The organism is Lysobacter sp. Root76 (assembly GCF_001428685.1).
Taxonomy (GTDB): Bacteria; Pseudomonadota; Gammaproteobacteria; order Xanthomonadales; family Xanthomonadaceae; genus Lysobacter.
Genome location: NZ_LMIK01000005.1, coordinates 149,996 through 174,495 on the forward strand (window position 1 = coordinate 149,996; position 24,500 = coordinate 174,495).

The following is a 24,500-nucleotide window of genomic DNA, read 5'->3' on the forward strand; positions in this document are numbered from 1 at the left end:
CGCGTCTGTGCGATCCGAGGTCACGGCGTCCATTCGCTCACCCGCACCTGGTAGCCGAAGCGCGCGTTCGCACGCTCGATATCGCGCGGATCGGTGCCGACCACGCGCAAGATGTAGGGACCGTCCAGCTTGGGCTGGTAGATCAGCATGGCGTTGCCGTGCGCGCCGCCGTCGGAGTCCTGCTGCGGCGCCGTGTCGCCGACCAGCGGACCGCGCTGGAACAGCTGCAAGGCCGGATCGGCGTCCGGGCTGGTGACTTCGATCAGGTAGCGCTTGCCTTTGACCAAGGGCCCGATGTGCATGTCCTGGAACAAGGTCGAGTAGAGGCCCGATGGCGAGTACGCGCCCTTGAGCGGCTCGTCCAGCAACAACGCGCCCTGGTAGGTATGGCCCAGCTCGACCTGCGGCAGGCTCGCCATCGGCAGGGTCTGGCTGCGCTCGGGCGCAACGGCTTCCGCGCTCGCCGCCGCCGCCGTGGCGGCGCCGCGCCGGCTTACCTGCAAGCGGTAAGGGACGGACACGGCCGCGGTGCAATCGTCGAGGTCGACGGTGAGCTTGTAGACGCCGCCCTGCTCGGCCTTGAACACCAGCGACAGCTGCTCTTTGTCCTTGGGCAGCAGGCTGTTGTTGCCGTCGAGACTGGAATGGAAATACGCACCCAGCGGACCGTGCACCGACATCGATACCTCGGCCTTGGTCTTCAGCGGCTTGCCGCTCAACTTCGCGCGTTGGAAGGCGTTGTCCGGAAACTCGCCCTGGATCATCACCAGGTCGCCGCGGCGTACCCAGGGCAGCAGGAACTGGCGCCGGCGCATCAGCGCGCGCTGTCCGGCCTGCAAGGCTTCGGATGCGCAGACTTCGGCGCCGATCTTGTTCTCGCGCCGCATCGGTCCTGCGGCTTCCGCCTCGGCTTCGGCCAGGCTTTCGTCGCCTTGCGCCGAATCCACGGCGTGTTGCAGCGCTTCCTCCACCGAAGACGGCAGCACGTCCGGCGGCAGATCTTCCAGACCCAGCCGGCCCAGGTAGCGAATGTCGGGCTGCAGCGCGAACGGCGGCGCGGCGGTCGGCAAATTGCGATACGGGCCGGGCAGCACGTCGAGCTTGCTGGTGTCCTCGGGGACGGTGGCCGCGCCGGTCTGAGTTTCCGGCTCCGGATCGACGGCAGCGGCGGTGGCAGCGGCAACGGGAGCGGTGGCCTCGGCGGGCACCTCGGCGGCTCGCTCGGGTGCCGCGACTTCGGCCGTCCGTCTGCCCAGCACGGCATCGCGCAGGCCGCTCCAATACGCGGCGTCGCGCAGGTTGGGTACCCAGATCAGTAAGGCGGCACCAAGGACCAGTGCGGCTATCAGGCCAGCGACCAACAGTCGCGTCGTACTTCGTCCAGCCATCCAGCCCATCCCCTGTGTCCGTTTGCGCACTGTACTTCAAGGCGGTCGTGCCGCGAGGTCCGTCGTCGCGGCGCGTTGCGGGCCATTGCGATGTCGCGCGCGAGTGCCGGTCGATCATGCGCCGCGCATGCGCAGCCAATACGCGTCGTGCGAGGGCTGCGCGGCAGGCGACGCTAACGACAGCGGGATCGCCGGCTCCCGACAGGCGATCCCGATTCCAACGGCCGATCCGCGCCAGCGCGCCCGCGGCCCTGCCGCAAGCGCGCGGGTCGGCGCGTCCTCAGCCCGGCTTCTTGAAGCGCAGCGTCATCCGGTCGCTTTCGCCGATCGCCTGGTACTTGGCGTCGTCCTGGGCATCGTGCTTGTTGCTGGGCGGCAGGGTCCACACGCCGTTGGGATGGTTGGTGTCGTCCTTCGGGTTGGCGTTGATCTCGCTCTTTTCGTCGAGCACGAAGCCGGCGGCCTGGGCCAGTTCGATCACCAGCGCCTCGGTGAGGTAGCCGGACTTCTTCATCGTTTCCAGATCGGTGCCGGGCTTGGCGCGGTGATCGACCACGCCGAGCACGCCGCCGGGCTTGAGCGCGTCGAAGAACGCCTTGAAATAGGCCGCGGCGGTGCCTTCCTCGACCCAGTTGTGGGCGTTGCGGAAGGTCAGCACGACGTCGGCGGTGCCGGCCGGGCCGAAGTTCGGGGCTTTGGGGTCGAACACGCGCACGTCCGGCTTGCCGTAGGCCGCGGCGTTGTCGGCGAAGCGCGCGCGCAGCGAGGTGTTGAGGCCGTAGCGGTACTGGGGCTGGCCCGGAATCGCGTCGTCCCACACCGCGGCGACGTAACGGCCGTCGTCCTTGAGGTAGGGCGCGAGCACTTCGCTGTACCAGCCGCCGCCGGGGGTGATCTCGATGACGGTCTGGTTCGGCTTGACGCCGAAGAAGCCCAGGGTCTGGGCCGGGTGGCGGTAGACGTCGCGGGCGCGGTTCTTTTCGCTGCGCCAGTCGCCGGCGAGCACGCTGTCGAAGCTGGCCGTCTTCGCGGCCGCGGTCTTGGCGGCGGGCGGCTGCTTGGCTTCGACCGTCATGGCGCAAAGGCCGAGCGCGGCGGCGATGGTGGCGACCAGCAAGGAACGGTGCAGGGTAGGGGCGGTCATGCGTCGGCCTCGGGGCGGTGGGGCGATCAATCTACCCCAGCGCGTGCCTGCGCCCAGTGCCGGAGGTCCGGGATCGGTACCTCCAGCAGCGCAGCTGCGAGGTGCGCGTCTCAGGTCTGCGAGTGCTTGCGCACCTTGCGGGTGTAGGCCTCGTCGCTGGGCAGGGTCGCTTCCATGCGCGCCACGTAGGCCTGGGCCTGTTCGTGCACCCAGCCGCGAAACGCGAGCAGGCCGGCGTGGTCGGCCGAACGTTGCGGGTATACCAGGTAGTGGGCGTAGTCGGTGCGCAGGCGTTCGGGGCGCAACGACACCAGTTGGCCGTTCTCGATCAGCAAGCGGGTGCGCGCCATGCGCGCCAGCGCCACGCCCATGCCTTCGACCGCGGCCCGGTGCATGGTTTCGGAATCGTCGAAGTGGGCGACGTAGCGGGCCGGTTCGCGCCCGCCGTAGTGCTCGAACCAGTCGCGCCAGTGATCGGCCGGATCGCCGAGCAGCGGCCAGCGCTGCAAGTCCTCCAGCGCCGGCAGTCCGCCCATGCGCTCGATCAGCTTGGGGCTGGCGACCGGGGTCAGGGTTTCGTCGAACAGGTGCTCGATCACCACTCCCGGCCAGCCGCCATAGCCGCCGCGCAGCGCGGCGTCGACGTTGGCCTCGCGCTCGAAGTCGACCAGGCGGGTGCTGGATTGCAGGTTGAGTTCCAACTGCGGGTGCAGGGCCAGGAAATCGGCAAGCCGCGGCACCAGCCAGGCCGAGGCCATCGAGGCCATCAGGCTCAGGGTCAGTACGTCGTCGCGGCAGGGCGCGTACGGGCGCAGGGCGTGATCCAGCGCCTCCAGGTGCGGGGCGATGCGGTTCATCAAGCGCTCGCCGTCGGCGGTCAGCTTGACCCCGCGCGGTCCGCGGTCGAACAAACGCCGGCCCAGGCGTTCCTCGAGTGCACGGATCTGGTGGCTCAGCGCACTCACGGTGAGGTGCATGGACTCCGCGGCGCGGGTCAGATTGCCGCTGCGGGCGGCGGCGGCGAAGCCCAGCAGGGCGTGCAGAGGGGGGCGGCTCATATTGAATGCTGCTCAAGTCTGGCTTGCAGAAATGTCGCTTTTTCAACGCTAAGGCCAAGAGTAACTTGCGAGCTACTCAAGAAGCCAGTCCATTCCGGACCGGCGTTGGAACTGACCGGAGCAAGCCATGAGCATCTATACCGACCTCCTGTTCATGCAGGGCTACCTGACCGACGACCGCTACTACGGCCGATCCGAGCCGGCCCCGGCGAAGGATGCCAAGCAGGTCGCCCCCAAGCCGATCCTGGCCGCCGACAGCCGCGCCGCCGCCGCGGCCTGCTGCGCCCAGGGCGCCGTCGCCGGCTGCAGCTGATGGCAGCAGCAGTCCGCAGCCCCTTTCCCTGAAGGCCCGGTCGATCCGGGCCTTCTTTTTGCCTGGGTCGCGCAACCGGGGCATTGATTGTGCAAAATATAGGCGTACTATGGTCCTGGTCCCGACCTGGAGCGCCGCCCGTGTCCGCCGCCGCCTTCGACACCTTCCTGGAAACCCTGCGCGAGCCCTCGCGCCCGACCTTGTCGCCGGTGCGCATGGCCCAGGCCCTGCACATGGGCGTGAGCGAGATTGCCGGGCTCGCCCGCGTGCACCGCAATACGGTCACCGGCAACCCGGAATCGGCGCAGTTGCAGGGCGCCTTGCGCGACATCGTCAAAGTGCTGGCCGCCGCGTACCGGGTCAACGACGACCGCGAACGCACCTTGTTCTGGTTCATCAACCACCCGATCGCCGAGTTCGGCTATCTGACCGCGGCCGACCTGGTCCGCGACGGCAAATCCGAGGCCGTGATCCGCTACCTGGCGACGCTGGAAGGCGGCGCGAGCGGATGATCGTCGCGGCACTGGGACCGGATCTCCCGGCGTACCGCATGCACACCCCGCGCTGGTCGTACCAGCCGCTCAGCGGCGCCGGCGCGGCCATGGCCGGCGGCCGCCTCAACCGGCCCGGCATCGATGCCCTGTACCTGGCGCTGGAACCGGAAACCGCGATCGAGGAATTTCGCCAGGACGATCCGCTGGTGCGCCCCGGTACCCTGGTCGCCTACCGCGCCACGATCGCGCGCGCCGCCGATTTCCGCGCCGGCTACGACCCCGAGCACTGGCCGCCGCTGTGGCAGGAACTGTCGTGCAACTGGAAGCGGCAGGCGTTCCTGGACGAGATCGAGCCGCCGAGCTGGGTGATCGCCGACGACGTGCGCGCCGCCGGACTGGCGGCGGTGGTGTTTCCGTCCACGCGCCGCATCGGTGGTTTGAACCTGGTGATCTACCCCGACCTGCTCGGCGCCGACGATCACCTGCTGGTGCACGACCCACGCATGGACCTGCCGATCGATCCGTCGAGCTGGCGCTGAATCCCTAAGGCAGGCGCCGATCCAGCGGATACGGCGCGACATCGGTGTAGCGGCCTTCGCGCAGCGCGGTCTGTACGTTCTGCCACCACTGCACCTGGAAGATCTCGGGATGCGCGTGCAGCAGCGCGCCCAGCAGCGGCGGCGGCAGCCCCAGGAAACGCGGAAACTGTTCCGGAAACACGTCGTTGCCGGCCGCGTAGAACCAGGCGCCGGCCTCCATCTCGTCTTCGTGATTGCGCGCCTCGGGCATGGCGCGGAAACGGCAGTCGGTGACCAGGCACAGCTCGTCGTAGTCGTAGAACACCGCGCGGCCGTGGCGCGAGACGCCGAAGTTCTTCAACAGCAGATCGCCGGGGAAGATGTTGGCCAGGGCCAGGTCCTTGATCGCCTGGCCGTAGTCGATCGCGGCCGCGCGCGCGGTCTCCAGCGGTTGCTCGCGCAGGTAGAGATTGAGCGGGCGCAGCCGGCGTTCGACGTAGCACAGGTGCAGGACCAGGTCGTCGCCGTCCTGGGTGATGCTGCCGGCGCAGGTGCCCAGCAGTTCTTCCAGCAGCTCCGGCGCGAAGCGCGCGCGCGGGAAGCGCAGGAAGCGGAACGGCTGCGCATCGACCAGGCGGCCGACGCGGTCGTGGTGGAACACCAGCGCGTACTTGGCCTCGACCTCGGCGCGCGCGATGTCCTTCGGGTAGGCGAAGCGGTCGCGGATCAGCTTGAACACCAGCGGATAGCTGGGCAGGGTGAACACCGCCATGACCATGCCGAGCTCGCCGTCGGCGCGCACCAGGCGCTCGCCGGCCTGGGCCGCGAACTGACGGAAGAAGGTACGGTAGCGCTCGGTCTTGCCCTGTTTGGCGCGGCCGAGCACGGTGTAGAGCTCGTCGATAGGTTTGCCCGGCAGCAAGGTGCGCAGGAACACCACCGCATCGCCGACCGTGGTCAGGTCGGCGTGGAAATAGCTGCGCGAATAGCTGAAAAGCTGGACCACGTCGGCGCGCAGGGTCAGCACCGCGTCGACGCGCAGCGCGCCGCCGTCATTGACCAGCGCGATCACGCAAGGCGAAAACGCGCGTTCGCCGAACACGCGTCCGACCAGATAGGCGCGACGCTCGCGGTAGAACACCGCGTCCAGCAGCTCGATCGCGCGCACCGGATTCGGGCCCCAGTGGAGCAGGTCGTCCTGCAGCCGCACCGCGATGCCGGCCGCGCAGCGTGTGCGGTGGGCGTAGGGCACCTCGAACGGGTAGTCGTCCAGCACCCGCATCAGGGTTTCGGTGAGCCGATCCTCCGACACCGCGTAACTGTGGCGCGCGACCGGGTGGGTGATGGCGTCGGTGGGTTCGATGTCCAGCGCCACGAACTCGATCGCCGCGTCGACGCCGCGGGTCTTGAAGAAGCGCCGGGTGAGGGTGTTGAAGAAGGTCTTGTAGAGCTCGCGGTCCAGCAGCGGCTCGATCTGGCCGGCGTAGCGGGCGTGCACCGCGGACCACAATGTGCGGTCATGGGCCTGCGCGCCCAGGTGTGCGTCCAGCGCTTCGCTGGCCTCGGCGACGCAGCGGTCGTACAGCGCGATGCGTTCCACCGCATCGTCGCGCACGCCGTTCCAGTCGCAGCGCTCGAAACGGCCCTTGGCGCGGCGGGTGATCGCGGCGAAGCGCGCGTGATAGTCGGCGAACGCCTCGCGGATCTGCGCGGCGACGGATTCGGCTTCGACCAGGGCGATGGGATCGATGGGCATGGCCGCAGTGTAAGGCGGTGCCGAGGCGGCCAGGCGCAGCGGATCGCCCGGGCAGAAACGCGATGAAGGACACCGGATCGGACGATGATCGAACAAGCGCGCAAGGGGCGGGACCCATCCGCGGCCGCGCCGCAGAAGGCATGCTCGGATGCTGTGGCGCGCACCAATATTTTGTGCCGATTTCCGCATCCGGGACGGCGCCAGCCCGCTAGACCCGCACGCGCCGTCGGCGGGACCATGTCGAACATGCGCAGCTCCGGCTTCACCCCGATCGGCAGGCCCGCGGCGATCCGTCGCTGTGCCGCATCGCGCAGCAGCGACCGCCTGCGCCAGGACCGCCCGCCACCCGAACCGCGTGACGCCAATCCCGGCGGCATGCAAGCTTGCATCCACGGAACCGGGCCCATCGCCGGTATCGGCTCCGCCGCACGAGGCGGCGGAATCGGTCCGATGCGCGCCTTCGTGTTCCGCCTTCTTTCGCTGCCGCCAAGGGTCCGCGCATGATCGTTCGCCTGCTGTGTCCGTCCTTGTTGTTCGCCGTGCTGTCGCTGGCGGGCGTGGCCCCGGCCAGCGCCGCCGAATCTGCAGGCGCCGCCGCCGCCAACGATGCCACGCGCCGCCTGCGCGACCTGTACGAGGCCGAATGGCTTTGGCGCCAGCAGGAGTTCGTGCAGGTACGCGAGCCGGACGGCCGCTGGGTGGACGGCGACCGCATGCCCAGCGTCACGCCGCAGGCCTGGCAGCGCCGCGTGGCCTACTGGGAAAAGGCCCTGGCCCAGCTCGATACGCTGCCCGAGGCGCAGCTGTCGGACGAGGAGCGGATCAATGCCGCCGTGTTCCGCACCTCGGTCGCCGCACTGCTCAACAACGCGCGCTACCGCACCTACGAAGCGCCGTTCAACAGCGACACCTTCTTCTGGGGCGACCTGAACCCGCGCCGCCCTTACCAGAAGGCCGAGGAATATCGGCGCCTGCTCGGTCGCCTGCACGATCTGCCGCGCTATTTCGACGAGAACATCGCCAACATGCGCGCGGGCCTGGCGCGCGGCTACAGCGTGCCGCGGGTCGCGATCGAGGGTCGCGACCGCACCATCGAGCCCTACGCCAAGGACGGTCCCGACAATCCGTTCTCGGCCACGTTCGCCGCGATCCCCGCGCACCTGGGCGAGGACGCCCGGCGCGCCCTGCAGGCCGAAGGCGAGCGCGCGATCCGCGACGAGGTGGCGCCGGCCTACGCCAAGCTGCTGCGCTTCATGCGCGAGGAATACCTGCCGCGCACGCGCACCAGCACCGCCGCGAGCGAGCTGCCCGACGGCCAGGCCTTCTACCGCAGCCAGATCCTCGAATACACCACCACCGCGCTGACGCCCGCGCAGATCCACGAGATCGGCAAGCAGGAGGTCGCGCGCATCTCCGCCGAGATGCACGAAGTGATGCGCAAGACCGGCTTCAAAGGCAGCTTCGCGGAGTTCCTGGTGTTCCTGCGCAGCGACCCACAGTTCTACGCCAAGACCCCGCGCGAATTGCTGTCGTATTCGGCCTACGTGACCAAGAAGGTCGACGGCCGGCTTGAGGACCTGTTCACCCAGCTGCCGCGCAAGCGTTTCGCGATCCTGCCGGTGCCGAACGATATCGCACCCGTCTATACCTCTGGGCGCGGCGGGCTGGATTCGTGTCTGATGAACACCTACGACCTGCCGTCGCGGCCGCTGTACACCCTGGCCGCGCTGACCCTGCACGAATGCGTGCCCGGGCACAGCCACCAGGCCGCGATGGCGCTGGAGGCCCCGGACCGCCCGGACTTCCGTCGCCAGACCTATTTCTCCGGCTACGGCGAAGGCTGGGGCCTGTACACCGAATGGCTGGGCATCGAACTGGGCGTGTACGAGACGCCCTACGAGGACTTCGGCCGGCTGAGCTTCGAGATGTGGCGCGCCGCACGCCTGGTCATCGATACGGGGCTGCACGAGTACGGCTGGACTCGCCAGCAGGCGATCGACTACCTGTCGCAGCACACCGCGCTGGCGCCGCACGATATCCGCACCGAGGTCGATCGCTACATCAGCTGGCCCGGCCAGGCCCTGGCCTACTACCTGGGTTATCGCAGCATCCGCCAGCTGCGCAGCGAGGCGGAGACGCAACTGGGTGGTCGCTTCGACGAGGCCAAATTCCACGACGCGTTGTTGAACCTGGGCTCGGTGCCCTTGGCGGTGATGGAACGCGAGATGCGCCGCTTCGCCGCCGCGCGCCAGGCCGCGCCGGACGCCGTGCCGACCGCCGCCACGCGCTAGGCAGCGCGAACCGTCCCCCGCCGCGGCCTAAGGTCGGCGGCGCTTATGGCATGCTGCCCGCCGACGCGGAACAGGGAGGGCACCGTCATGATCCAACACCGCCACAGACTCGGTGGCCGAGCGCTGCGCCGGGCCGCCGCCGCGGGCGCCGTACTGGCGCACGACCACGACGACCGCTGAGACCGCCCGCGCAGCGCGACTTCGCCGCATGCGACACAATTCCGACACAGCGATGCAACCCGCACCCGCGTTATCGCATCCCACCCATCGAACGTCGATCCCGAACATCGATCCGGCGCCCGCGCCGCCCAACGAGACCGCATCATGTCCCATGCCCGCATTCCGCTCGCCCTGGCCCTGGCCGCGCTGCTGATCAGCCCGGCCGCGTTCGCCAGCAACGCCACCGACACCAACAGCTGCCACGCCGGCGCCTATCGTCTCGACGACGGCAGCATCGTCGACGTCGCCAATGCCGACAAAGGCGCGTTGCGCTGGCGCCTGATCGACGGCCGCAGCGGCCGCCTCAGCGAGAACGACGGCCAGTGGACCAGCACCCTGGGCTGGACCGGCCGCCCCGACAACGTGCGGGTGAGCTTCGGCGAATGCGAGCAGGGCAAGATCGCGTTCGAAGGCAAGAACGGCCGCAAGCTGAAGTTCGACATCAGCGAGACCCGCTTCGAAGGCAACGACGTCAACCTGCGCGGCCGCCTGGTGCTGCCGCCCGGCAACGGCCCGGTGCCGATCATCGTCACCGTGCACGGCTCGGAGGACTACTCCGGCGTCGACCGCTACCACGTCCAGAACCTGTTCCCGGCCAACGGCATCGGCGTGTTCGTCTACGACAAGCGCGGCACCGGCGAGTCCGGCGGCAAGTACACCCAGGACTTCTACCTGCTCGCCGACGACGCCCGCGCCGCGCTGCGCGAAGCCAAGCGCATGGCCGGCAAGCGCGCCGGCCGGATCGGTTTCCACGGCGGCAGCCAGGCCGGCTGGATCGCTCCGCTGGCCGCTAGCAAGACGCCGGAAGCGGCCTTCGTCGCGGTCGGCTACGGCATGGCGATCAGCCCGCTGGGCGAGGACGCCGGCCAGGTCGCGCTCGACCTCAGGAACGCCGGCTACGGCGACGACGTCGTCGCCAAGGCGCGCGAAGTCACCGACGCCACCGGCACCATCGTCGCCTCGCACGGCAAGGACGGCTGGGACGCGCTGACCGTGGCGCGCAACAAGTACGGCCAGGAGAAGTGGTGGGGCGCGATGAAGGGCGAGTACACCGGCCTGGTCGTCAGCCACACGCCGCAGCAGCTCAAGGCGATGGAGCCCGAACTCGACAAGGGCACCAGCTGGAACTACGACCCGATGCCGGTGCTGCGCGAGCTCAAGCAGCCGCAGCTGTGGATGCTGGCCGGCGCCGACCGCGAAGCGCCGCCGGAGGAAACCCGCGAGCGCCTGCTGTCGGTCGCCGCCGAAGGCCGCCCGCTGACCTTGGCGATCTTCCCCGAGACCGACCACGGCATCCTCAAGTTCGAAACCGCCGCCAACGGCGAGCGCAGCGAAACCCGCATCGCCGACGGCTACTTCCGCATGCAGCTGGACTGGATCAAGACCGGCAAGCTCGGCCGCGGTCCGTATGGCGATGCGCAGGTGCTGACCGGCGCGCCGCCGGTGGCGGCGCCCGCGGCGTCCGCCGCGCCGGCGAAGGCGAAGTAACGCGGGATCGATCCGCACCGTGTAGGACACGAAGGGCGCCGATGGGCGCCCGCCACACCGCGAAGCCCGCGGGCTGAAACGGTTTCTCCAACGCTGCCGTTGCTTCGACAATGATCGAATGAAACTACGCATCGTCAAACGTTGGCAAGACGACGACGGAATGGTCGAGTTGGAGCTGCATGCCGAAACCCGCGACTACGCAACCCGTTCTCGGTTCTATACCTATCCCGATCGGCTGATGCGCTTCGCGCACGAACTCGTCGACTTCAGCGGCGCGACTGCGGACCGGCCCTGCTTCGAGGAAGGTTCGCAGGAAGGCACCTCGGCCTATTGGATTCGCTTGCGGGCGCTGGCGTTCGACGCCCGCGGACACTCCTTGCTGCAGCTGTCCACGGTGCGCAGGGGCGATGTACTGGAGCGAGCCGCTTTCGACTATTCCAGCGAGATGGAAGTAGCCGCGATCAACCGGTTGGGCACGACGCTGGTGGCTTGGATAGAGGTCGGCGCCGACGATTTCGTGTACGAGCCCTAACGTTTCGCCTAGTCGTTGTGAGAAGTGGGATCGACCAGCTCCATCTCATCGGAATCCAACGCCAGATCGTGGGTATAGATGCGGTCCGGCGTCTGAGGAAACTTCCACGCCGTTCCCCATTCGTCGATCTCGGCAATCGGCAGGATGGTGCCGACCAGGGATTGCAAGCGTGCGAATTCGTCCGCAGGAATCTGGCGCTCCAACCATGCCGCGATCTTCAAGACGCGAACCCGCGAGCCGACATGTATGCGACGGCCATGGCAGTCCACGGGCGGCGCTGCTTCAGTCAAGGTGATGCTGCGAAAGTTCGCGTGCCGGAGCAGCCATGCCGGTGCCGCACGAGCTCAAGGATTGTTCCCATCCGGCATCATCAGCACCAACGATTCGCAGGCCTTCGCATCGCAGCCCCACTGGCGGATCGTGTCTCCGCTCTTCCAGGTTGCCGTGGCCGCGGCATTGATCTTGAACTCCCACTCCCTGCCTTGCGCGGTCAGACGGCCCTTGATCGAACAGGGCAACCAATAGAACGCATCGTGGGTGCCGTCCGGATACTCGCGGCTGGCGGCGAAGAAGTTCGCGACCTGCTGCTTGCTCAGGTTCCACGCCTTGCAGGTCGGTTCGAGATTGGCGTCCTTGCCGGACGCGGCGTCGAACACCGCGCCGTCGACGCGGGTGACCGTGATCCCGGCGGCGGTGCCGGCGCCGGACTTATCGACTGGGCCCGGATGGCTGCACGACAGGAGCAGCGGGAGTGCGGTTGCCAGGCACGTACAGGTCAGCGCCTTCGCCCAGGGTCTTGTACGAGATGGCATCGTGTTTGTAGACGTCTTTGTCATTGAGCCCGTATTCCTTCTGCAGCGTACCCACCAGCTTGTTGATCGACGCGGTCTGCTCGGGCGTCGGCGCGTCCCAGGTTTTGGTCTTGCTGTTGTAGCTGCCGACCACTTCGATGCCGACGCTGTCGGCATTCACCGGAAAGCGGTCGGGGTAGGGCTTGGCCTTCTCGTGGTCGTGGATGGCCTTGGGGTTCCAGCCGGTCTTGTCGAAGAAGGCCTGCTCCTGCGCCGAGCAGTTGCCCTCCTCCACGCAGCGGCCCCTGACCTTGCCGACGTGCTGGGTCTGCTCGTTGAGGCTGGCGGTCTGGTAGATCGTGCCGTCCTTGTCGATCAGGAAGTGGGCGCCGGTGCCGGTCTTGAACGAATTGAGCGCGCTTTGCGCGGTCGAGCCCTCGGTGCGGTGCATGACCACCGCGTGGATGTCCTTGAGCGGGCCCTTTTCCAGCGCCGCGATCGGCTGTTTGGTGATGCCGGGATCGGTGAGGTAGCCGTCCTTGCCGACCTGGGGCGTGTGCGCATAGGCGCTCAAGGTTTGCGCGGCGTCGGTCTTGCTCATCGCCGTGGGCACGCTGACCCAGGGCTGGGCGCCGGGCGGATCGCCGCTGCTGCCCTTCATCGCGAACACCGACGGCACCGCGGCATCTGGCTTGCCGACCACGATGCGGTCGAAGTCGCCCATCTGCGGATTGCGCTTGAGCTGGTCGTACAGGCCTGCGGCGACATTGCGCGATTCTGCGTCGTTCCACTGCCCCGTGGCTTTCACGCCGTCGAAGACCTTCTGGTAACGGGCGTGGTCGGGGTGGGACGCGTCGTAAGGCAGGATCGGGTTGGGTAAAACCGGGTTGGATGCAGTCGGGTCGGCCATCGGAAATCCTTTCCTGTGCGGGCGCGAGGCGGGGCTCGTCGCGTCGAAACTGCCAGCTTTCGACGGGCCTATCAAGTGAAGGATGGCGGGGTTCCGCATTTCACCTGGCTGAACGCGCGGCGCGGCAGCGCTCCAAAAACAAAGGGCGCCGAAGCGCCCTTTGTCGTGTACCGATGCGAACGTCGTCGCCTCAGAGATGCTTGATGATCTCGTCGGCGAACTCCGAGCACTTTACCTCGGTCGCGCCGTCCATCAGGCGGGCGAAATCGTAGGTGACGCGCTTGCTGGCGATGGCCTTGTCCATCGCCGCGATGATCGCGTCGGCGGCTTCGGTCCAACCCATGTAGCGCAGCATCATTTCGCCCGACAGGATCACCGAGCCCGGGTTGACCTTGTCCAGGTCGGCATACTTCGGCGCGGTGCCGTGGGTCGCCTCGAACACGGCATGGCCGGTGACGTAGTTGATGTTGGCGCCCGGCGCGATGCCGATGCCGCCGACCTGCGCGGCGAGCGCGTCGGACAGGTAGTCGCCGTTGAGGTTCAGCGTCGCCGAGACGTCGTACTCCTTCGGACGCAGCAGGATCTGCTGCAGGAAGGCGTCGGCGATGGCGTCCTTGATGACCAGGCCCGCGCCCGGCTTGCCTTCCGGAATCACGTGCCAGGGACCGCCGTCGAGCTCGACCGCGCCGAAGAAGTCGCGCGCCACCTGGTAGCCCCAATCACGGAAGCCACCTTCGGTGTACTTCATGATGTTGCCCTTGTGGACCAGGGTCACCGACTTGCGCTTGTTCTCGATCGCGTAGGAGATCGCGCTATGGACCAGGCGCTCGGTCCCCAGACGGCTGACCGGCTTGATGCCCAGGCCGACTTCGACCGGCAGCTCGCGCGCCGGCGCGCCGATGGCTTCGAGTTCCTTCAGCCAGGCGCCGTTCTTGTCGGCGGTGCCGAAACGGATCTTGTCGAAGGCCTGCGGGAATTCCTTCTGCAGGAAGTCCAGCACCTTCTGCGCGTCCTTGCTGCCGCCGGCCCATTCGATACCGGCGTAGATGTCCTCGGTGTTCTCGCGGAAGATCACCATGTCGACGTCGCCCGGCTTCTTGACCGGCGAGGGCACGCCTTCGAACCAGCGCACCGGGCGCAGGCAGACGTACAGGTCGAGCATCTGGCGCAGCGCGACGTTGAGCGAGCGGATGCCGCCGCCGACCGGCGTGGTCAGCGGGCCCTTGATGCTGACCAGGTAATCGCGGCAGGCCTGCACGGTGCCGTCGGGCAGCCAGGTGCCGTAGGTGTTGTTGGCCTTCTCGCCGGCATAGACTTCGAGCCACTCGATCTTCTTCTGGCCGCCGTAGGCCTTGGCCACGGCTGCGTCGAGCACGCGCACCGAGGCGCGCCAGATGTCCGGGCCGGTGCCGTCGCCTTCGATGAAGGGGACGATCGGGCGGTCCGGCACGTTCAGGCCGGTCGGGGTCTTGGTGATCTTGGCGCCGCCAGCGGGCGGCGTCGCTACGAACTCGGTCATTACGATCTCCAGTGGGGCCAGTCCCGTGCGCGGGCGCAGGGGCGAAGCAGGGTTCTGGCGGGTCGCGACGGTGCTGCGATCCGGCCCGCCATTGTCGCGGTTCGGGCGGGGTGTGGCAAAGGCCGACGGGCTATCGGGCGCGGTCGAGATGGAATGATGTTTTCCGGGCCCGCACGCAGGCAGCGCGACTTGGGGCGCCGGGCGGTTCGTCGCGCAAAGGCCGCCGTGCAGGTGACGGGAACGCCACCGCCTCCTGTGGGAGCGGCGTAAGCCGCGATCGCGCGACTACGGCGATGACGTTGGTCGCGGTTCACGCAGTTCCCCCAAAGCGCGGCTTGGGCGTGAATCCCGCAGCGGTCGTTCTAAAGGAGCAGCGATGCGGCGATTGCGAGGTCACGCCTCGCTCGCCGACGCCCACGTCTCCGGCGCCAACGGCGCCAATCCATACGCCGCCCGCGCCTTGTCGCACTGCGGGCTAGGCCGTCCGTCTTCCCAGGCCGCGTGCAGTTCGCGGCAGGGCGAGGGCCGTTGCGCGTAGATCGTGCAGTGGGCGTCGCGGCCGACCTCGCCGCGCAGCGCGGTGCAGCGGATCGCGCCGGCGTAGGTGCCGCGCATCGCGACCCGGTGCGGATCGACGGCTTCGGTCAGCGCCGCGGGCGTGCCGTCGGCGCTGCAGGCGTCGGTCTCGCTCCAGTGGAAGGCGACGCGGTAGTGGGCGCAGCAGGCGCCGCAGCTCAGGCAGGGATGGGGCCGCATGCGGCGGGTTCGCTCCGGCTTAGGCGGCGGCCCCGCAGCACTTCTTGTATTTCTTGCCGCTGCCGCAAGGGCAGGCGGCGTTGCGGTCCGGCGTTTCCACGCGGCGCAGCGGTTCGCGCGGGGTCAGCGCTTCGATGCGGTGGTGGTGCAGGTCGGCGAGCATGCCGGGCAGGCTGGAAACGATCTCCAGGCGCTCGCGGTAACTGATCGGCGTGCCCGGCGCTTCCGGGTCTTCGCCCAGCACTTCGCCGCTGGCGAGGCGGTCGAACAGCACGAAGATCTCGTCGATCCACTCGTTCTCGTCCAGCCAGGCTTCCCACGCGGCTTCGCGCAATTCGACGCCGCGGAAGAAGCCGAAGGCCCAGTCGCGGCCGACGTCGAGGTCGTCGCCCTGGTCGACTTCGACGTCCTCGGGCAGCCACAGCAGCGGCGCGAGGTGGTCGGGCAGGTCGTCGTCGTTGTGGCGCACGCGCGCGGAGGCCATGTTCCAGTGACCCAGCAGCAGGGCGTCGATCTCCAGCGCTTCGGCCTCGTTGCTCCAGCGCGGCGGATTGCCTCCCCAGACCACGGGCTGCCATTCGGGCGCCGGCACGGTCTCGGGCGCGACCACCAGCGCCGACAGGAAGCCGTCCAGCGCCTCGAGATTGAAGCCCTTGAACGGAACGGCGCGTTGGTCGAGCAGGTCGGCGAGGCGTTCGATCTGGGCGTCGTCGAGGTAGGCGGGCGGTTTCATGGCAGGTCGCACGGTGGGGTCCGGGACGCGCATGGTAGTCGCAGCGGCGTGCGCTCGCCGAGAATTCGCTTCCCGGCCGGCGTTTTCGCCGCCCCGCCACCCCGGAAACCGTCCCATGACCGCCTGTCCCTGCGACCCCGCACGCCCGTACGCCGACTGCTGCGGCCCCCTGCACGCGGGCGCGCCGGCCGCCGATCCGCGGGCGCTGATGCGCTCGCGCTACAGCGCCTACGTGCTGGGCCTGCACGACTACCTGCTGGCGACCTGGCACCCGAGCACGCGACCGCAGGCGCTGGAACTGGGCGATCCGGCGGCGACCCGCTGGCTGGGGCTGGAGGTGAAGCGGCACGGCGCGCAGGGCGATACCGGCATGGTCGAGTTCGTGGCCCGCTACAAGGTCGGCGGCGCCTCGGCGGTGCGATTGCACGAGCGCAGCCGTTTCCTGCGCGAGGACGGCCGCTGGTATTACCTGGACGGCGAGTTCCCCGGCGGCTGATCGCGCAAGCCGCGGACAAAAAAAGGGCGCGGTCCTGATCGAACCGCGCCCGGGCTTGCCCGCCCACCAGGCGGGGAGAGAGTTACTTGACTTCGAAGTCCTTGGACTGGACCACGGCGCCGTCCAGCGACACCTCGACCTTGTACTTGCCGGTCGGGAAGCCCTTCGGGCTGTTGATGCTGAAGTTGGTCACGCCGGGGCCCATCAGCTGCGCGTCGGCGCTGTCGTCCTTCACGGTCTGGCCGTCCTGGAAGGTCCACTTCGCGCCCAGCTTCGCCGGCACGGTCGCGGCCGGATCGGAGGTGTTGGTGGAGATCGCGACGTAGATCGTGTCCTTCGGCTTGAAGGTGGTCGCCGGGGCGGTGACCTTCTTGTCGGCGCCCACGGCGCTGCCCAGGTCGACGCTGGCGACGCTGGCGGTCGCGGCGACGGGCGCCGGAGCCGGCGCGACCGGCTCGGCGGCCGGCGGCGGGGTCACGGCGACGGGTTCTTCCTTCTTCTTGCAGCCGGCCAGGGCCAGCGAGGCCACCAGGGCAGCGGCCAGAGCGTAGTGCGTGCGATTGCGGATCATCATGGTGTTTCTCCTGGAATAGGTGCGAACAAGCATTCGGGCGCGTCCGGAGCGCGAGGGCCCCGGCGGATCGGATCGTTGAGGGTCAATCGTTGATCGCGGGGATCTTCAGCACCTGTCCGGGCTTGATCTTGTCGGGATCGTCGAGCTGGTCGCGATTGGCTTCGAAGATCGCGTTCCACTTGTTCGCCTTGCCGTAGAACTGCTTGGCGATGTGCGACAGCGTGTCGCCTTTTTCCACCGTGTAGGTCTGGTCCGAGGGCGCCGTCGACGACGTAATGTCTTCGGTGGAGCTGACCGAGGATTGGACGTCGCTGAAGTCAGCCCGCTGGGTTACCTGCTCGGTGCTGTCGACGCTGCTTTGCACGTCGGAGAAATCGGCTTTCTTATCCGGGGTAGTCATGGGTTTGCGTGCTCCTGCCGAATTGGCGGAAGCACGATGACACGGCAGTTGTTAAGAACATATTGCGCCCGTGTGAACGCCGGGGCGGGGGCCTACTGGCGTTCGTCGCGTTGTGCCGCCGGGCGCGAAAAGCCTGCCGTGGCCCGCCAGGGATTGATGTCCAGGCCGCCGCGGCGGGTGTAGCGCGCCTCCACCGACAGGGCCTGCGGGGCCGCCGCGCGGAGCAGGTCGGCGAAGATCCGCTCGACGCATTGCTCGTGGAACTCGGCGTGGTCGCGGAACGAGACCAGGTAGCGCAGCAGCCCGGCGCGGTCCAGGCGCGGGCCGCGGTAGGCGATGTCCACGCGCGCCCAGTCGGGCTGGCCGGTGACCGGGCAGTTGGACTTGAGCAGGGCGCTGGACAGGGTCTCTTCGACGACCATGGCCGGGTCGGCGGCCAGATGAGCGGCGTTGGGCGGGCCGTAGTCGTCGATCGCCACCTCCAGCCCGTCCAGCGATTCGGCCGCGGAGTCGCGCATCGGCGGCAGGCCGAAGGCGACCTCGACCCCGGCGCCGGCGGCCTGGCTCAGATCGGCGGCGATGCGCGCACGCACCGTTTCGGCGTCGTCGAAACGCGAGGCGTTGTAGGAGTTGAGGTAGAGCTTGAGCGACTTGGACTCGATCAGATGGGGCGAGTCGGCCGGCACGGTCAGGGTCGCAGTGGCCATGTGCGGCTTGCCGCGCGCGTCCAGCCAGCTCAGTTCGTAGGCGTGCCAGCGGTCCAGGCCGACGAAGGGCAGGGCGCCGTCGGACAGGCCGATCTGCGAGCGGCCGAGCGCGCGCGCGATCGGGAACAGGAGCGCGGGGTCGTACTCGCGCGGGTAGTCGACGTGGCGGCCGAGAGGGAGTTCCTGGGTCATGCGGGCATTTTACCCGCTTGCCGCGCAGAGCCCGCCCCAAGGCAAGAAACGGATATCGCGGCCGTGGGCGCTGGCCGAGACTGGCCCCATCGCCTCCCGGAAGCCCGACCATGCTCACTCTCTACGACTACCTGCCCTCGCAGAACGGCTGGAAGATCCGCCAGCTGCTGCAGCACCTGCAGCGGCCCTATCGCACCCGCATCGTCAGCATCTTCGAAGGCGAGGGCCGCCGCGACGACTACCACCGCATCAACCCGACCGGCGCGGTGCCGGCGATCGAACTCGAAGACGGACGCGCGCTGGCCGAGTCCAACGCGATCCTCGACTACCTCGCCCAGGGCTCGCCCTATCTGCCCGGCGACGCCTTCGCCCAGGCCAAGGTGCGGCAGTGGCTGTCGTTCGAGCAGCAGTACGTGGAGCCGGTCATCGGCTCGCTGCGCTACTGGACCCTGACCGGCAAGCTGCCGCAGCGCCACCCGGCCTTGATCGACGCCAAGCGCGGCGCGGCCTTGCGGGCGCTCAAGATCCTGGAATCGGAATTCGCCCTGCGTCCGTTCGCGGCCGGCGAGGACTACACCATCGCCGACATCGCCTTGTACGCCTATGCGAGCCGCGCGGAGGACGCGGGTATCGAGCTGGCGCCCTACCCGCAGTTCCGTGCCTGGGTCGATCGCGTACAGAGTCAGCCGGGGCATCTGGCCCAGCGGTATCCGTACGAGATCGATCCGCATTCCTCGAAGGAATTGTAAGCGTCGCGCAGCCGTGGGGTAGGAGCGACGTGAGTCGCGACCACGCCACTCCGGCAACGGCGCAGGTCGCGGCTCACGCCGCTCCTACCCCAAAGGCGACGGCGCAGCTTTCTGCTGGAGCGACGTGAGTCGCGATCACGCCACTCCGGCGACGGCGCAGGTCGCGGCTCACGCCGCTCCTACCCCAAGGCGACGGCGCAGCTTTCTGTGGGAGCGACGTGAGTCGCGACCGCGCCGGTTCGGCAACGGCGCAGGTCGCGGCTCACGCCGCTCCTACCCCAAGGCGACGGCGCAGCTCTCGCTCCATCGGCAACGCGTCCTCAACCCTTCGGCTGATGCAGATAATCCAAGGTCACCTGCAACAGCGCGCGCAAGCCCAGGTCCAGCGACGACTCGTCGAGCTTGAACTGCGGCGAATGGTTGCTCGGCGCGGTCACCGGGTCCACGCCCTGCTCGGTCGAGCCGACGAAGAAGAACATCGCCGGCACTTCCTTGGCGTAGTAGGAGAAATCCTCCGCGCCCATCTGCAGCGAGGGCTCGACCACGTTGGCGTCGCCGGCAACGGCCTTGAGGCTGGGCAGCATGCGCGCGGTCAGGGCCGGGTCGTTGTAGGTGACCGGGTTGCCTTCGCTGTCGGGCACCGCCGACACCGCGGTCGCGCCGTGCGCGGCGCTGACGTGCTCGGCGACGTTCTTCAGGTCGGCGAAGATCTTCGCGCGCATGCCTTCGTCGAAGGTGCGGATGGTGCCGACCATTTCCACTTCGTCGGGAATGATGTTGTAGCGGATGCCGCCCTTGATCGCGCCGAAGGTCACCACCGCCGGCAACTTGGCGATGTCGGTGCGGCGGCTGACGATGGTCTGCGAGGTGCCGATCACGTCGGCCGCGGCGACGATCGGATCGATGCCGCCCCAGGGCCGCGAGCCATGGGTCTGGCGGCCCTTGATCTTGATGCTGAAACGGTCCGAAGCCGCCATCAGCGGGCCCTGGCGCACGCCGATCTGGCCGGCCTGCAGGGTCGAGAATACGTGCAGGCCGAACATGGCGTCGGGCTTGAAGTCCTTGAACAGGCCGTCCTTGAGCATCAGCGAGGCGCCGCCCTCCTCGTTGCCGGGCGCGCCTTCCTCCGACGGCTGGAACACCAGCATCACCTGGCCCGGCAGCTCGTCCTTCATCGCCACCAGCGCATCGGCGACGCCGAGCAGGATGCCGGTATGGGCGTCGTGGCCGCAGGCGTGCATCACGCCGGTGGTCTGGCCGTTGAACTGGGTGGTGACCTTGGACGCGAACGGCAGGTCGACCTGCTCGGTCACCGGCAGCGCGTCCATGTCGGCGCGCAGGGCGACCTTGGGCCCGGGCTTGCCGCCCTGGATGATCGCGACCACGCCATGATGGGCGATGCCGACGCGCGGCTTCAGGCCCAGCGCGCGCAGGTGCTCGGCGACTTTGGCCGCGGTGCGTTCCTCGCGGTTGGACAACTCGGGGTGCTGGTGGAAGTCGCGCCGCCAGGCGACCACCTGGTCCTTCACCTTGGCCGCCGCGGCCTGCACCTCTGGACGTTGCGCCGATTGCGCCGTGGCGGCCAGCGGCAGGGCGAGCAGGGCGCAGCTCAAGGCGACGGACAGCGGACGCTTCATCGACGGACTCCGGAAGGAAAGTCCCGATGCTAGCCGATGGGCTACCCGCGGGGCTGCCCGACCTTGGTCGATTCGCACCGCGCCGCAACAAGATCGATGCCGATCCCGCCCGCCGCGCCCGCCGCCACCGCTCTCTGTAGGAGCGGCGTAAGCCGCGATCGCGAACCTCCGGCCACGACGCAGGTCGCGGCTCACGCCGCTCCTACCCCAAAGCCGACCGCACACCTGCCGCCGCCACCGCTTTCTGTAGGAGCGGCGTAAGCCGCGACCGCGCAACTTCGGCTGCGACGTGGTCGCAGCTCGCGCCGCCCCGCTCCAAAGCCGAAGACTCAACCCTGCGGCGCGTCACCCAGATAATCCAGCGCCAGCTGCAGCATCGCTCGCGTGCCGACATCCAGCGCGCCCTCGTCCAGCATGAACTGCGGCGAGTGGTTGATCGGCGCCTGGGCCGGGTCCACGCCCTGGGCGGTCGAGCCGACGAAGAAGTACACGCCCGGCACCGCATTGGCGAACTGCGAGAAGTCCTCGGCCACGGTCACCATCGGCATCTCGACCACGTTGGCCTCGCCGACCGCGCGCTGCAGCGAAGGCCGCACGCGCCGGGTCAGGGCCAGGTCGTTGACGGTGGCCGGCGCATTGTTGACCACGTCGAGCTGGGCGCTGGCGCCGCTGGCGTGGGCCAGATCCTCGGCGGTGCGGCGGAAGCGTGCGATCACGTCTTCGCGCACCGCCGCGTCGAAGGTGCGCAGGGTGCCGACCAGCTTGGCTTCGTCGGGAATGATGTTGAAGCGCACGCCGCTGTTGAACTGGCCCGCGGTCAGCACCACCGGCGTCGCGGCGATGTTGATCTGGCGCGCGATCATGCTCTGCGAGGCGAGCAGGATCTGCGCGCCGACGGTGATCGGATCGACTCCGTCCCAGGGCCGCGAACCGTGGGTCTGTTTGCCGCGTACGGTCAGGCTCCATTCGTCGGCGCTGGCCAGCGACGGGCCCGGACGCACGCCGATGCGGCCGACCGGCAGGCCGGCCCAGACGTGCAGGCCGAACACCGCCTCGGGCTTGAAGTCGCGGAACACGCCTTCGCTGAGCATCAGCGCCGCGCCGAACGGCTCGCCCGGGTTCGGCGGGCCTTCCTCGGACGGCTGGAACACGAACATCACCTCGCCCGGCAAGGTCGCCTTCTGTGCGGCCAGCGCGCTGGCCACGCCGAGCAGGATCGCGACATGGGCGTCGTGGCCGCAGGCGTGCATCACGCCGACCGGCTGGCCGCGGTATGTCGTGGTGACCTTGGAGGCGAACGCCAGCCCGGCCGGCTCGGTCACCGGCAGCGCGTCCATGTCGGCGCGAATCGCGATCCGCGGCCCCGGCCGGCCGCCCTTGAGCACCGCGACCACGCCGGTATGGGCGATCCCGGTCTTGGGTTCCAGCCCGATCCGGCGCAGCTGGTCGGCGATCAACTTCGCCGTGCGGACCTCATTGTTGCCCAGTTCCGGATGCTGGTGCAGATCGCGGCGCCAGCGCACGACATCGGCCTGCACGGCGCCAGCGGCACGGTCGAGATCGGCGGGCGCGGTCTGCGCGCTCGCGGCGGTGGCGGTCGCGAGCAGGGCGCTGGCGATCAGGGAGGCGGGCAGGCGCATGCATCGGTTCCGTAGGCGGGAGTCCGATCCTAGACCAGGTCAGCGCCACGCCGGTGGACGATCGGTGATATCGACCGCAGGCCGAACGCACGCACCTGCCGCCGCCGCCGCCTTCTGTAGGAGCGGCGTAAGCCGCGATCACGAATCTTCGGCCATGACGCAGGTCGCGGCTCACGCCGCTCCTACCCCAAGGCCGAGCGCACGCACCTGCCGACGCCACCGCTTTCTGTAGGAGCGGCGTAAGCCGCGACCGCGAATCTTCGGCCACGACGCAGGTCGCGGCTCACGCCGCTCCTACCCCAAGGCCGACCGCTCACACCTGCCGGCGTCGCCGCCTTCTGTAGGAGCGGCGTAAGCCGCGACCGCGAATCTTCGGCCACGACGCAGGTCGCGGCTCACGCCGCTCCTACCCCAAGGCCGACCGCTCACACCTGCCGGCGTCGCCGCCTTCTGTAGGAGCGGCGTAAGCCGCGACCGCGAATCTTCGGCCACGACGCAGGTCGCGGCTCACGCCGCTCCTACCCCNCCGCTCACACCTGCCGGCGTCGCCGCCTTCTGTAGGAGCGGCGTAAGCCGCGACCGCGAATCTTCGGCCACGACGCAGGTCGCGGCTCACGCCGCTCCTACCCCAAGGCCGAGCGCACGCACCTGCTGGCGCCACCGCTTTCTGTAGGAGCGGCGTAAGCCGCGATCGCGAATCTTCGGCCATGGCGCAGGTCGCGGCTCACGCCGCTCCTACCCCAAGGCCGAGTGCACGCACCTGCCGATGCAGCCGCTCCTACCCCAAAACTGCGACGACGCAGCGAATACGAAACCGCCGCCGATGCCGGCAGCGGCTTCGCAACACCTCCGCTCAGCCGCCGATAAGCGCCATGCCGGCCTGCGAATACCGATCGCCCGCAACGCTACCGGGCGCGAACGCATCGTCGAGCGCGGCCAGATCGCCCGCATCCAACCGCACCGCCAAGGCGCCGACGTTGTCCTCCAGGTACTTGCGGCGCTTGGTGCCCGGGATCGGCACGATGTGCTCGCCCTGCGCCAGCACCCAGGCCAGCGCCAGTTGCGCGGGCGTGCAGCCCTTGCCGGCGGCCAGGTTCTGCACCGTCTCGACCAGGGCCAGGTTGCGGCTGAGGTTGTCGCCCTGGAAGCGCGGCGTCTGCAGGCGGAAATCGTCGCTCTGCAGATCGGCGGCAGCGGTGATCCGGCCGGTCAGGAAGCCGCGGCCCAGCGGGCTGTAGGGCACGAAGCCGATGCCGAGGCGTTTGCAGGTCTCCTGCACGCCGTTGCTTTCGATATCGCGCGTCCACAACGAGTATTCGCTTTGCAGCGCGGTGATCGGATGCACCGCATGCGCGCGTTCCAGCGTCGCCGCCGACGCTTCCGACAGGCCCAGGTAACGCACCTTGCCCTGCGCGACCAGATCGGCCATCGCGCCGATCGTTTCCTCGATCGGCACGTTCGGATCGACGCGATGCTGGTAGTACAGATCGATGCGATCGGTGCCCAGGCGCTGCAGGCTGCCTTCGACGCTGGCGCGCACGTACTCGGGACGGCCGTTCACGCCGCGCCGCTCGGGGTGTTCGGGGTCGAACACGATGCCGAACTTGCTCGCCAGGAACACCTGGTCGCGCTGGCCCTGCAAGGCGCGGCCGAGCAACTGCTCGTTGCTGTAGGGGCCGTACATGTCGGCGGTGTCGAGGAAGGTCACGCCCAGATCGAGCGCGCGGTGCAAGGTGGCGATGGCTTCGTCTTCGTCGGCGGGGCCGTAGGCGAAGCTCATGCCCATGCAGCCCAGGCCGAGTGCGGAAACGCGGGGGCCCTGAGGGCCGAGGGTACGGGTGTTCATGGCGGTGCTCCGTGGGGGAGAGAAGGATCAGGCGGCCGGCAGCGCCGCCGCGAAATAGCGCATCCGCACCGGCTCGGACAGCAGCTGCGGCGTGCGCGCGAAGAACTCGCGCAGGTAGGGCATGGCCAGATGCGCATCGAGCGCGGCGCGCGAACGCCAGTGCTCGTAAATCAGCAACAGGTCGGCATCGTCGCTGGAGCGGTGCAGGCTGTAGCCCTGGCAGCCCGGTTCGCGCAGGGTCGGCGCGATCAGCGCCTGCAGTTCGCGTTGCAAGGTATCGCCCAGGCCGGGACTGGCCTGGAGTTCGGCGATCAGGGTGAAGGCGGAGGCGTCTTGGTTCATGGCGGGT

Annotated in this window: 26 protein-coding genes; 9 read left to right on the forward strand and 17 right to left on the reverse strand. The window is 68.7% G+C overall.

Annotation, left to right across the window (positions count from 1 at the left end):
* Positions 1 to 20: 20 nt before the first annotated feature.
* The 3 genes from ASE10_RS08045 to ASE10_RS08055 form a co-directional block, all read right to left on the reverse strand.
* A complete protein-coding gene (locus ASE10_RS08045; RefSeq protein WP_056306232.1) occupies positions 21 to 1,361 on the reverse strand; it encodes a hypothetical protein in 1,341 nt (446 codons plus the stop codon).
* Positions 1,362 to 1,668: 307 nt separating this feature from the next.
* Positions 1,669 to 2,532, reverse strand: coding sequence for a class I SAM-dependent methyltransferase (locus ASE10_RS08050; protein WP_056306234.1), 864 nt, complete (start codon positions 2,530 to 2,532; stop codon positions 1,669 to 1,671).
* Between the two features lie 110 nt (positions 2,533 to 2,642).
* Positions 2,643 to 3,590 (reverse strand): LysR substrate-binding domain-containing protein, encoded by a 948-nt coding sequence (locus tag ASE10_RS08055; protein ID WP_055905697.1) that lies wholly within the window; start codon positions 3,588 to 3,590, stop codon positions 2,643 to 2,645.
* Between the two features lie 127 nt (positions 3,591 to 3,717).
* On the opposite strand from ASE10_RS08055, the gene ASE10_RS08060 reads away from it, so the two are divergent.
* The 3 genes from ASE10_RS08060 to ASE10_RS08070 all read left to right on the forward strand — a co-directional run bounded on the left by ASE10_RS08060 (position 3,718) and on the right by ASE10_RS08070 (position 4,936).
* Positions 3,718 to 3,903: a hypothetical protein gene (locus ASE10_RS08060; RefSeq protein ID WP_056306235.1), complete on the forward strand. Its 186-nt coding sequence runs from the start codon at positions 3,718 to 3,720 to the stop codon at positions 3,901 to 3,903.
* A 140-nt stretch (positions 3,904 to 4,043) separates the two neighbouring features.
* Positions 4,044 to 4,415, forward strand: coding sequence for a hypothetical protein (locus ASE10_RS08065; RefSeq protein ID WP_055905703.1), 372 nt, complete (start codon positions 4,044 to 4,046; stop codon positions 4,413 to 4,415).
* Between the two features lie 38 nt (positions 4,416 to 4,453).
* Entirely contained in the window at positions 4,454 to 4,936 is a 483-nt protein-coding gene (locus ASE10_RS08070) for an RES family NAD+ phosphorylase (protein ID WP_200944118.1), read from the forward strand.
* 4 nt (positions 4,937 to 4,940) lie between these two features.
* On the opposite strand, the gene aceK is transcribed toward ASE10_RS08070, so the two are convergent.
* On the reverse strand, positions 4,941 to 6,671 hold the full coding sequence (gene aceK / locus ASE10_RS08075; RefSeq protein WP_056306263.1) for a bifunctional isocitrate dehydrogenase kinase/phosphatase: 1,731 nt from the start codon (positions 6,669 to 6,671) through the stop codon (positions 4,941 to 4,943).
* Positions 6,672 to 6,755: 84 nt separating this feature from the next.
* On the opposite strand from aceK, the gene ASE10_RS20085 reads away from it, so the two are divergent.
* From ASE10_RS20085 to ASE10_RS08090, 4 genes are all read left to right on the forward strand, one after another.
* The gene (locus tag ASE10_RS20085; RefSeq protein WP_157481131.1) at positions 6,756 to 7,175 is read left to right on the forward strand and encodes a hypothetical protein; all 420 of its coding nucleotides are present in this window, start codon (positions 6,756 to 6,758) and stop codon (positions 7,173 to 7,175) included.
* The gene (locus tag ASE10_RS08080) at positions 7,172 to 8,962 is read left to right on the forward strand and encodes a DUF885 family protein (RefSeq protein ID WP_056306237.1); all 1,791 of its coding nucleotides are present in this window, start codon (positions 7,172 to 7,174) and stop codon (positions 8,960 to 8,962) included. The genes ASE10_RS20085 and ASE10_RS08080 overlap by 4 nt, the downstream gene beginning before the upstream one ends.
* A 324-nt stretch (positions 8,963 to 9,286) precedes the next feature.
* Positions 9,287 to 10,669, forward strand: coding sequence for an alpha/beta hydrolase (locus tag ASE10_RS08085; RefSeq protein WP_055905712.1), 1,383 nt, complete (start codon positions 9,287 to 9,289; stop codon positions 10,667 to 10,669).
* A 118-nt stretch (positions 10,670 to 10,787) separates the two neighbouring features.
* Positions 10,788 to 11,201, forward strand: a complete 414-nt coding sequence (locus ASE10_RS08090) for a hypothetical protein (RefSeq protein ID WP_055905715.1) — start codon at positions 10,788 to 10,790, stop codon at positions 11,199 to 11,201.
* A gap of 8 nt (positions 11,202 to 11,209) precedes the next feature.
* On the opposite strand, the gene ASE10_RS08095 is transcribed toward ASE10_RS08090, so the two are convergent.
* The 6 genes from ASE10_RS08095 to ASE10_RS08120 form a co-directional block, all read right to left on the reverse strand.
* A complete protein-coding gene (locus tag ASE10_RS08095; protein WP_055905717.1) occupies positions 11,210 to 11,422 on the reverse strand; it encodes a hypothetical protein in 213 nt (70 codons plus the stop codon).
* Positions 11,423 to 11,545: 123 nt separating this feature from the next.
* On the reverse strand, positions 11,546 to 11,857 hold the full coding sequence (locus ASE10_RS08100) for a hypothetical protein (protein WP_055905721.1): 312 nt from the start codon (positions 11,855 to 11,857) through the stop codon (positions 11,546 to 11,548).
* Between the two features lie 52 nt (positions 11,858 to 11,909).
* Positions 11,910 to 12,902, reverse strand: a complete 993-nt coding sequence (locus ASE10_RS08105; protein ID WP_056306239.1) for a peptidoglycan recognition family protein — start codon at positions 12,900 to 12,902, stop codon at positions 11,910 to 11,912.
* Between the two features lie 190 nt (positions 12,903 to 13,092).
* On the reverse strand, positions 13,093 to 14,421 hold the full coding sequence (gene icd, locus ASE10_RS08110; RefSeq protein ID WP_056098291.1) for an NADP-dependent isocitrate dehydrogenase: 1,329 nt from the start codon (positions 14,419 to 14,421) through the stop codon (positions 13,093 to 13,095).
* A gap of 393 nt (positions 14,422 to 14,814) precedes the next feature.
* Positions 14,815 to 15,177 (reverse strand): YkgJ family cysteine cluster protein, encoded by a 363-nt coding sequence (locus ASE10_RS08115; RefSeq protein WP_056098292.1) that lies wholly within the window; start codon positions 15,175 to 15,177, stop codon positions 14,815 to 14,817.
* Between the two features lie 19 nt (positions 15,178 to 15,196).
* Positions 15,197 to 15,910 (reverse strand): UPF0149 family protein, encoded by a 714-nt coding sequence (locus ASE10_RS08120; RefSeq protein WP_055905732.1) that lies wholly within the window; start codon positions 15,908 to 15,910, stop codon positions 15,197 to 15,199.
* A gap of 115 nt (positions 15,911 to 16,025) precedes the next feature.
* Here ASE10_RS08120 and ASE10_RS08125 point away from each other — a divergent pair, with 115 nt between their 5' ends.
* The gene (locus ASE10_RS08125; RefSeq protein WP_055905735.1) at positions 16,026 to 16,406 is read left to right on the forward strand and encodes a YchJ family protein; all 381 of its coding nucleotides are present in this window, start codon (positions 16,026 to 16,028) and stop codon (positions 16,404 to 16,406) included.
* Positions 16,407 to 16,488: 82 nt separating this feature from the next.
* Here ASE10_RS08125 and ASE10_RS08130 read toward each other — a convergent pair whose 3' ends face one another.
* From ASE10_RS08130 to queF, 3 genes are all read right to left on the reverse strand, one after another.
* On the reverse strand, positions 16,489 to 16,980 hold the full coding sequence (locus ASE10_RS08130; RefSeq protein ID WP_055905738.1) for a hypothetical protein: 492 nt from the start codon (positions 16,978 to 16,980) through the stop codon (positions 16,489 to 16,491).
* An 82-nt stretch (positions 16,981 to 17,062) separates the two neighbouring features.
* Positions 17,063 to 17,380, reverse strand: coding sequence for a LysM peptidoglycan-binding domain-containing protein (locus tag ASE10_RS08135; RefSeq protein WP_055905741.1), 318 nt, complete (start codon positions 17,378 to 17,380; stop codon positions 17,063 to 17,065).
* A gap of 92 nt (positions 17,381 to 17,472) precedes the next feature.
* The gene (gene queF, locus ASE10_RS08140) at positions 17,473 to 18,279 is read right to left on the reverse strand and encodes an NADPH-dependent 7-cyano-7-deazaguanine reductase QueF (RefSeq protein WP_056306241.1); all 807 of its coding nucleotides are present in this window, start codon (positions 18,277 to 18,279) and stop codon (positions 17,473 to 17,475) included.
* 110 nt (positions 18,280 to 18,389) lie between these two features.
* On the opposite strand from queF, the gene ASE10_RS08145 reads away from it, so the two are divergent.
* Positions 18,390 to 19,028 carry a glutathione S-transferase family protein gene (locus ASE10_RS08145; RefSeq protein ID WP_056306243.1) on the forward strand — a complete coding sequence of 213 codons (639 nt, stop codon included), beginning with the start codon at positions 18,390 to 18,392 and terminating at the stop codon, positions 19,026 to 19,028.
* A 320-nt stretch (positions 19,029 to 19,348) separates the two neighbouring features.
* On the opposite strand, the gene ASE10_RS08150 is transcribed toward ASE10_RS08145, so the two are convergent.
* The 4 genes from ASE10_RS08150 to ASE10_RS08165 form a co-directional block, all read right to left on the reverse strand.
* Positions 19,349 to 20,665, reverse strand: a complete 1,317-nt coding sequence (locus ASE10_RS08150; protein ID WP_056098297.1) for a M20 family metallopeptidase — start codon at positions 20,663 to 20,665, stop codon at positions 19,349 to 19,351.
* A gap of 329 nt (positions 20,666 to 20,994) precedes the next feature.
* Positions 20,995 to 22,305: an amidohydrolase gene (locus ASE10_RS08155; protein ID WP_055905753.1), complete on the reverse strand. Its 1,311-nt coding sequence runs from the start codon at positions 22,303 to 22,305 to the stop codon at positions 20,995 to 20,997.
* Positions 22,306 to 23,158: 853 nt separating this feature from the next.
* Complete coding sequence (locus ASE10_RS08160; protein WP_055905839.1) at positions 23,159 to 24,151, reverse strand: aldo/keto reductase; 993 nt, start codon at positions 24,149 to 24,151, stop codon at positions 23,159 to 23,161.
* A 27-nt stretch (positions 24,152 to 24,178) separates the two neighbouring features.
* On the reverse strand, positions 24,179 to 24,493 hold the full coding sequence (locus ASE10_RS08165) for a putative quinol monooxygenase (protein ID WP_055905842.1): 315 nt from the start codon (positions 24,491 to 24,493) through the stop codon (positions 24,179 to 24,181).
* Positions 24,494 to 24,500 lie beyond the last annotated feature (7 nt).

Coding starts and splice junctions, on each gene's coding strand:
- queF (WP_056306241.1), bottom strand. CDS start 18,279: ATGACCCAGGAACTCCCTCTCGGCCGCCACGTCGACTACCCGCGCGAG.
- ASE10_RS08080 (WP_056306237.1), top strand. CDS start 7,172: ATGATCGTTCGCCTGCTGTGTCCGTCCTTGTTGTTCGCCGTGCTGTCG.
- ASE10_RS08145 (WP_056306243.1), top strand. CDS start 18,390: ATGCTCACTCTCTACGACTACCTGCCCTCGCAGAACGGCTGGAAGATC.
- ASE10_RS08070 (WP_200944118.1), top strand. CDS start 4,454: ATGCACACCCCGCGCTGGTCGTACCAGCCGCTCAGCGGCGCCGGCGCG.
- ASE10_RS20085 (WP_157481131.1), top strand. CDS start 6,756: ATGATCGAACAAGCGCGCAAGGGGCGGGACCCATCCGCGGCCGCGCCG.
- ASE10_RS08125 (WP_055905735.1), top strand. CDS start 16,026: ATGACCGCCTGTCCCTGCGACCCCGCACGCCCGTACGCCGACTGCTGC.
- ASE10_RS08050 (WP_056306234.1), bottom strand. CDS start 2,532: ATGACCGCCCCTACCCTGCACCGTTCCTTGCTGGTCGCCACCATCGCC.
- ASE10_RS08120 (WP_055905732.1), bottom strand. CDS start 15,910: ATGAAACCGCCCGCCTACCTCGACGACGCCCAGATCGAACGCCTCGCC.
- icd (WP_056098291.1), bottom strand. CDS start 14,421: ATGACCGAGTTCGTAGCGACGCCGCCCGCTGGCGGCGCCAAGATCACC.
- ASE10_RS08160 (WP_055905839.1), bottom strand. CDS start 24,151: ATGAACACCCGTACCCTCGGCCCTCAGGGCCCCCGCGTTTCCGCACTC.
- ASE10_RS08155 (WP_055905753.1), bottom strand. CDS start 22,305: ATGCGCCTGCCCGCCTCCCTGATCGCCAGCGCCCTGCTCGCGACCGCC.
- ASE10_RS08090 (WP_055905715.1), top strand. CDS start 10,788: ATGAAACTACGCATCGTCAAACGTTGGCAAGACGACGACGGAATGGTC.
- ASE10_RS08055 (WP_055905697.1), bottom strand. CDS start 3,590: ATGAGCCGCCCCCCTCTGCACGCCCTGCTGGGCTTCGCCGCCGCCGCC.
- ASE10_RS08150 (WP_056098297.1), bottom strand. CDS start 20,665: ATGAAGCGTCCGCTGTCCGTCGCCTTGAGCTGCGCCCTGCTCGCCCTG.
- ASE10_RS08085 (WP_055905712.1), top strand. CDS start 9,287: ATGTCCCATGCCCGCATTCCGCTCGCCCTGGCCCTGGCCGCGCTGCTG.
- ASE10_RS08165 (WP_055905842.1), bottom strand. CDS start 24,493: ATGAACCAAGACGCCTCCGCCTTCACCCTGATCGCCGAACTCCAGGCC.
- ASE10_RS08135 (WP_055905741.1), bottom strand. CDS start 17,380: ATGACTACCCCGGATAAGAAAGCCGATTTCTCCGACGTGCAAAGCAGC.
- ASE10_RS08115 (WP_056098292.1), bottom strand. CDS start 15,177: ATGCGGCCCCATCCCTGCCTGAGCTGCGGCGCCTGCTGCGCCCACTAC.
- ASE10_RS08130 (WP_055905738.1), bottom strand. CDS start 16,980: ATGATGATCCGCAATCGCACGCACTACGCTCTGGCCGCTGCCCTGGTG.
- ASE10_RS08060 (WP_056306235.1), top strand. CDS start 3,718: ATGAGCATCTATACCGACCTCCTGTTCATGCAGGGCTACCTGACCGAC.
- ASE10_RS08105 (WP_056306239.1), bottom strand. CDS start 12,902: ATGGCCGACCCGACTGCATCCAACCCGGTTTTACCCAACCCGATCCTG.
- aceK (WP_056306263.1), bottom strand. CDS start 6,671: ATGCCCATCGATCCCATCGCCCTGGTCGAAGCCGAATCCGTCGCCGCG.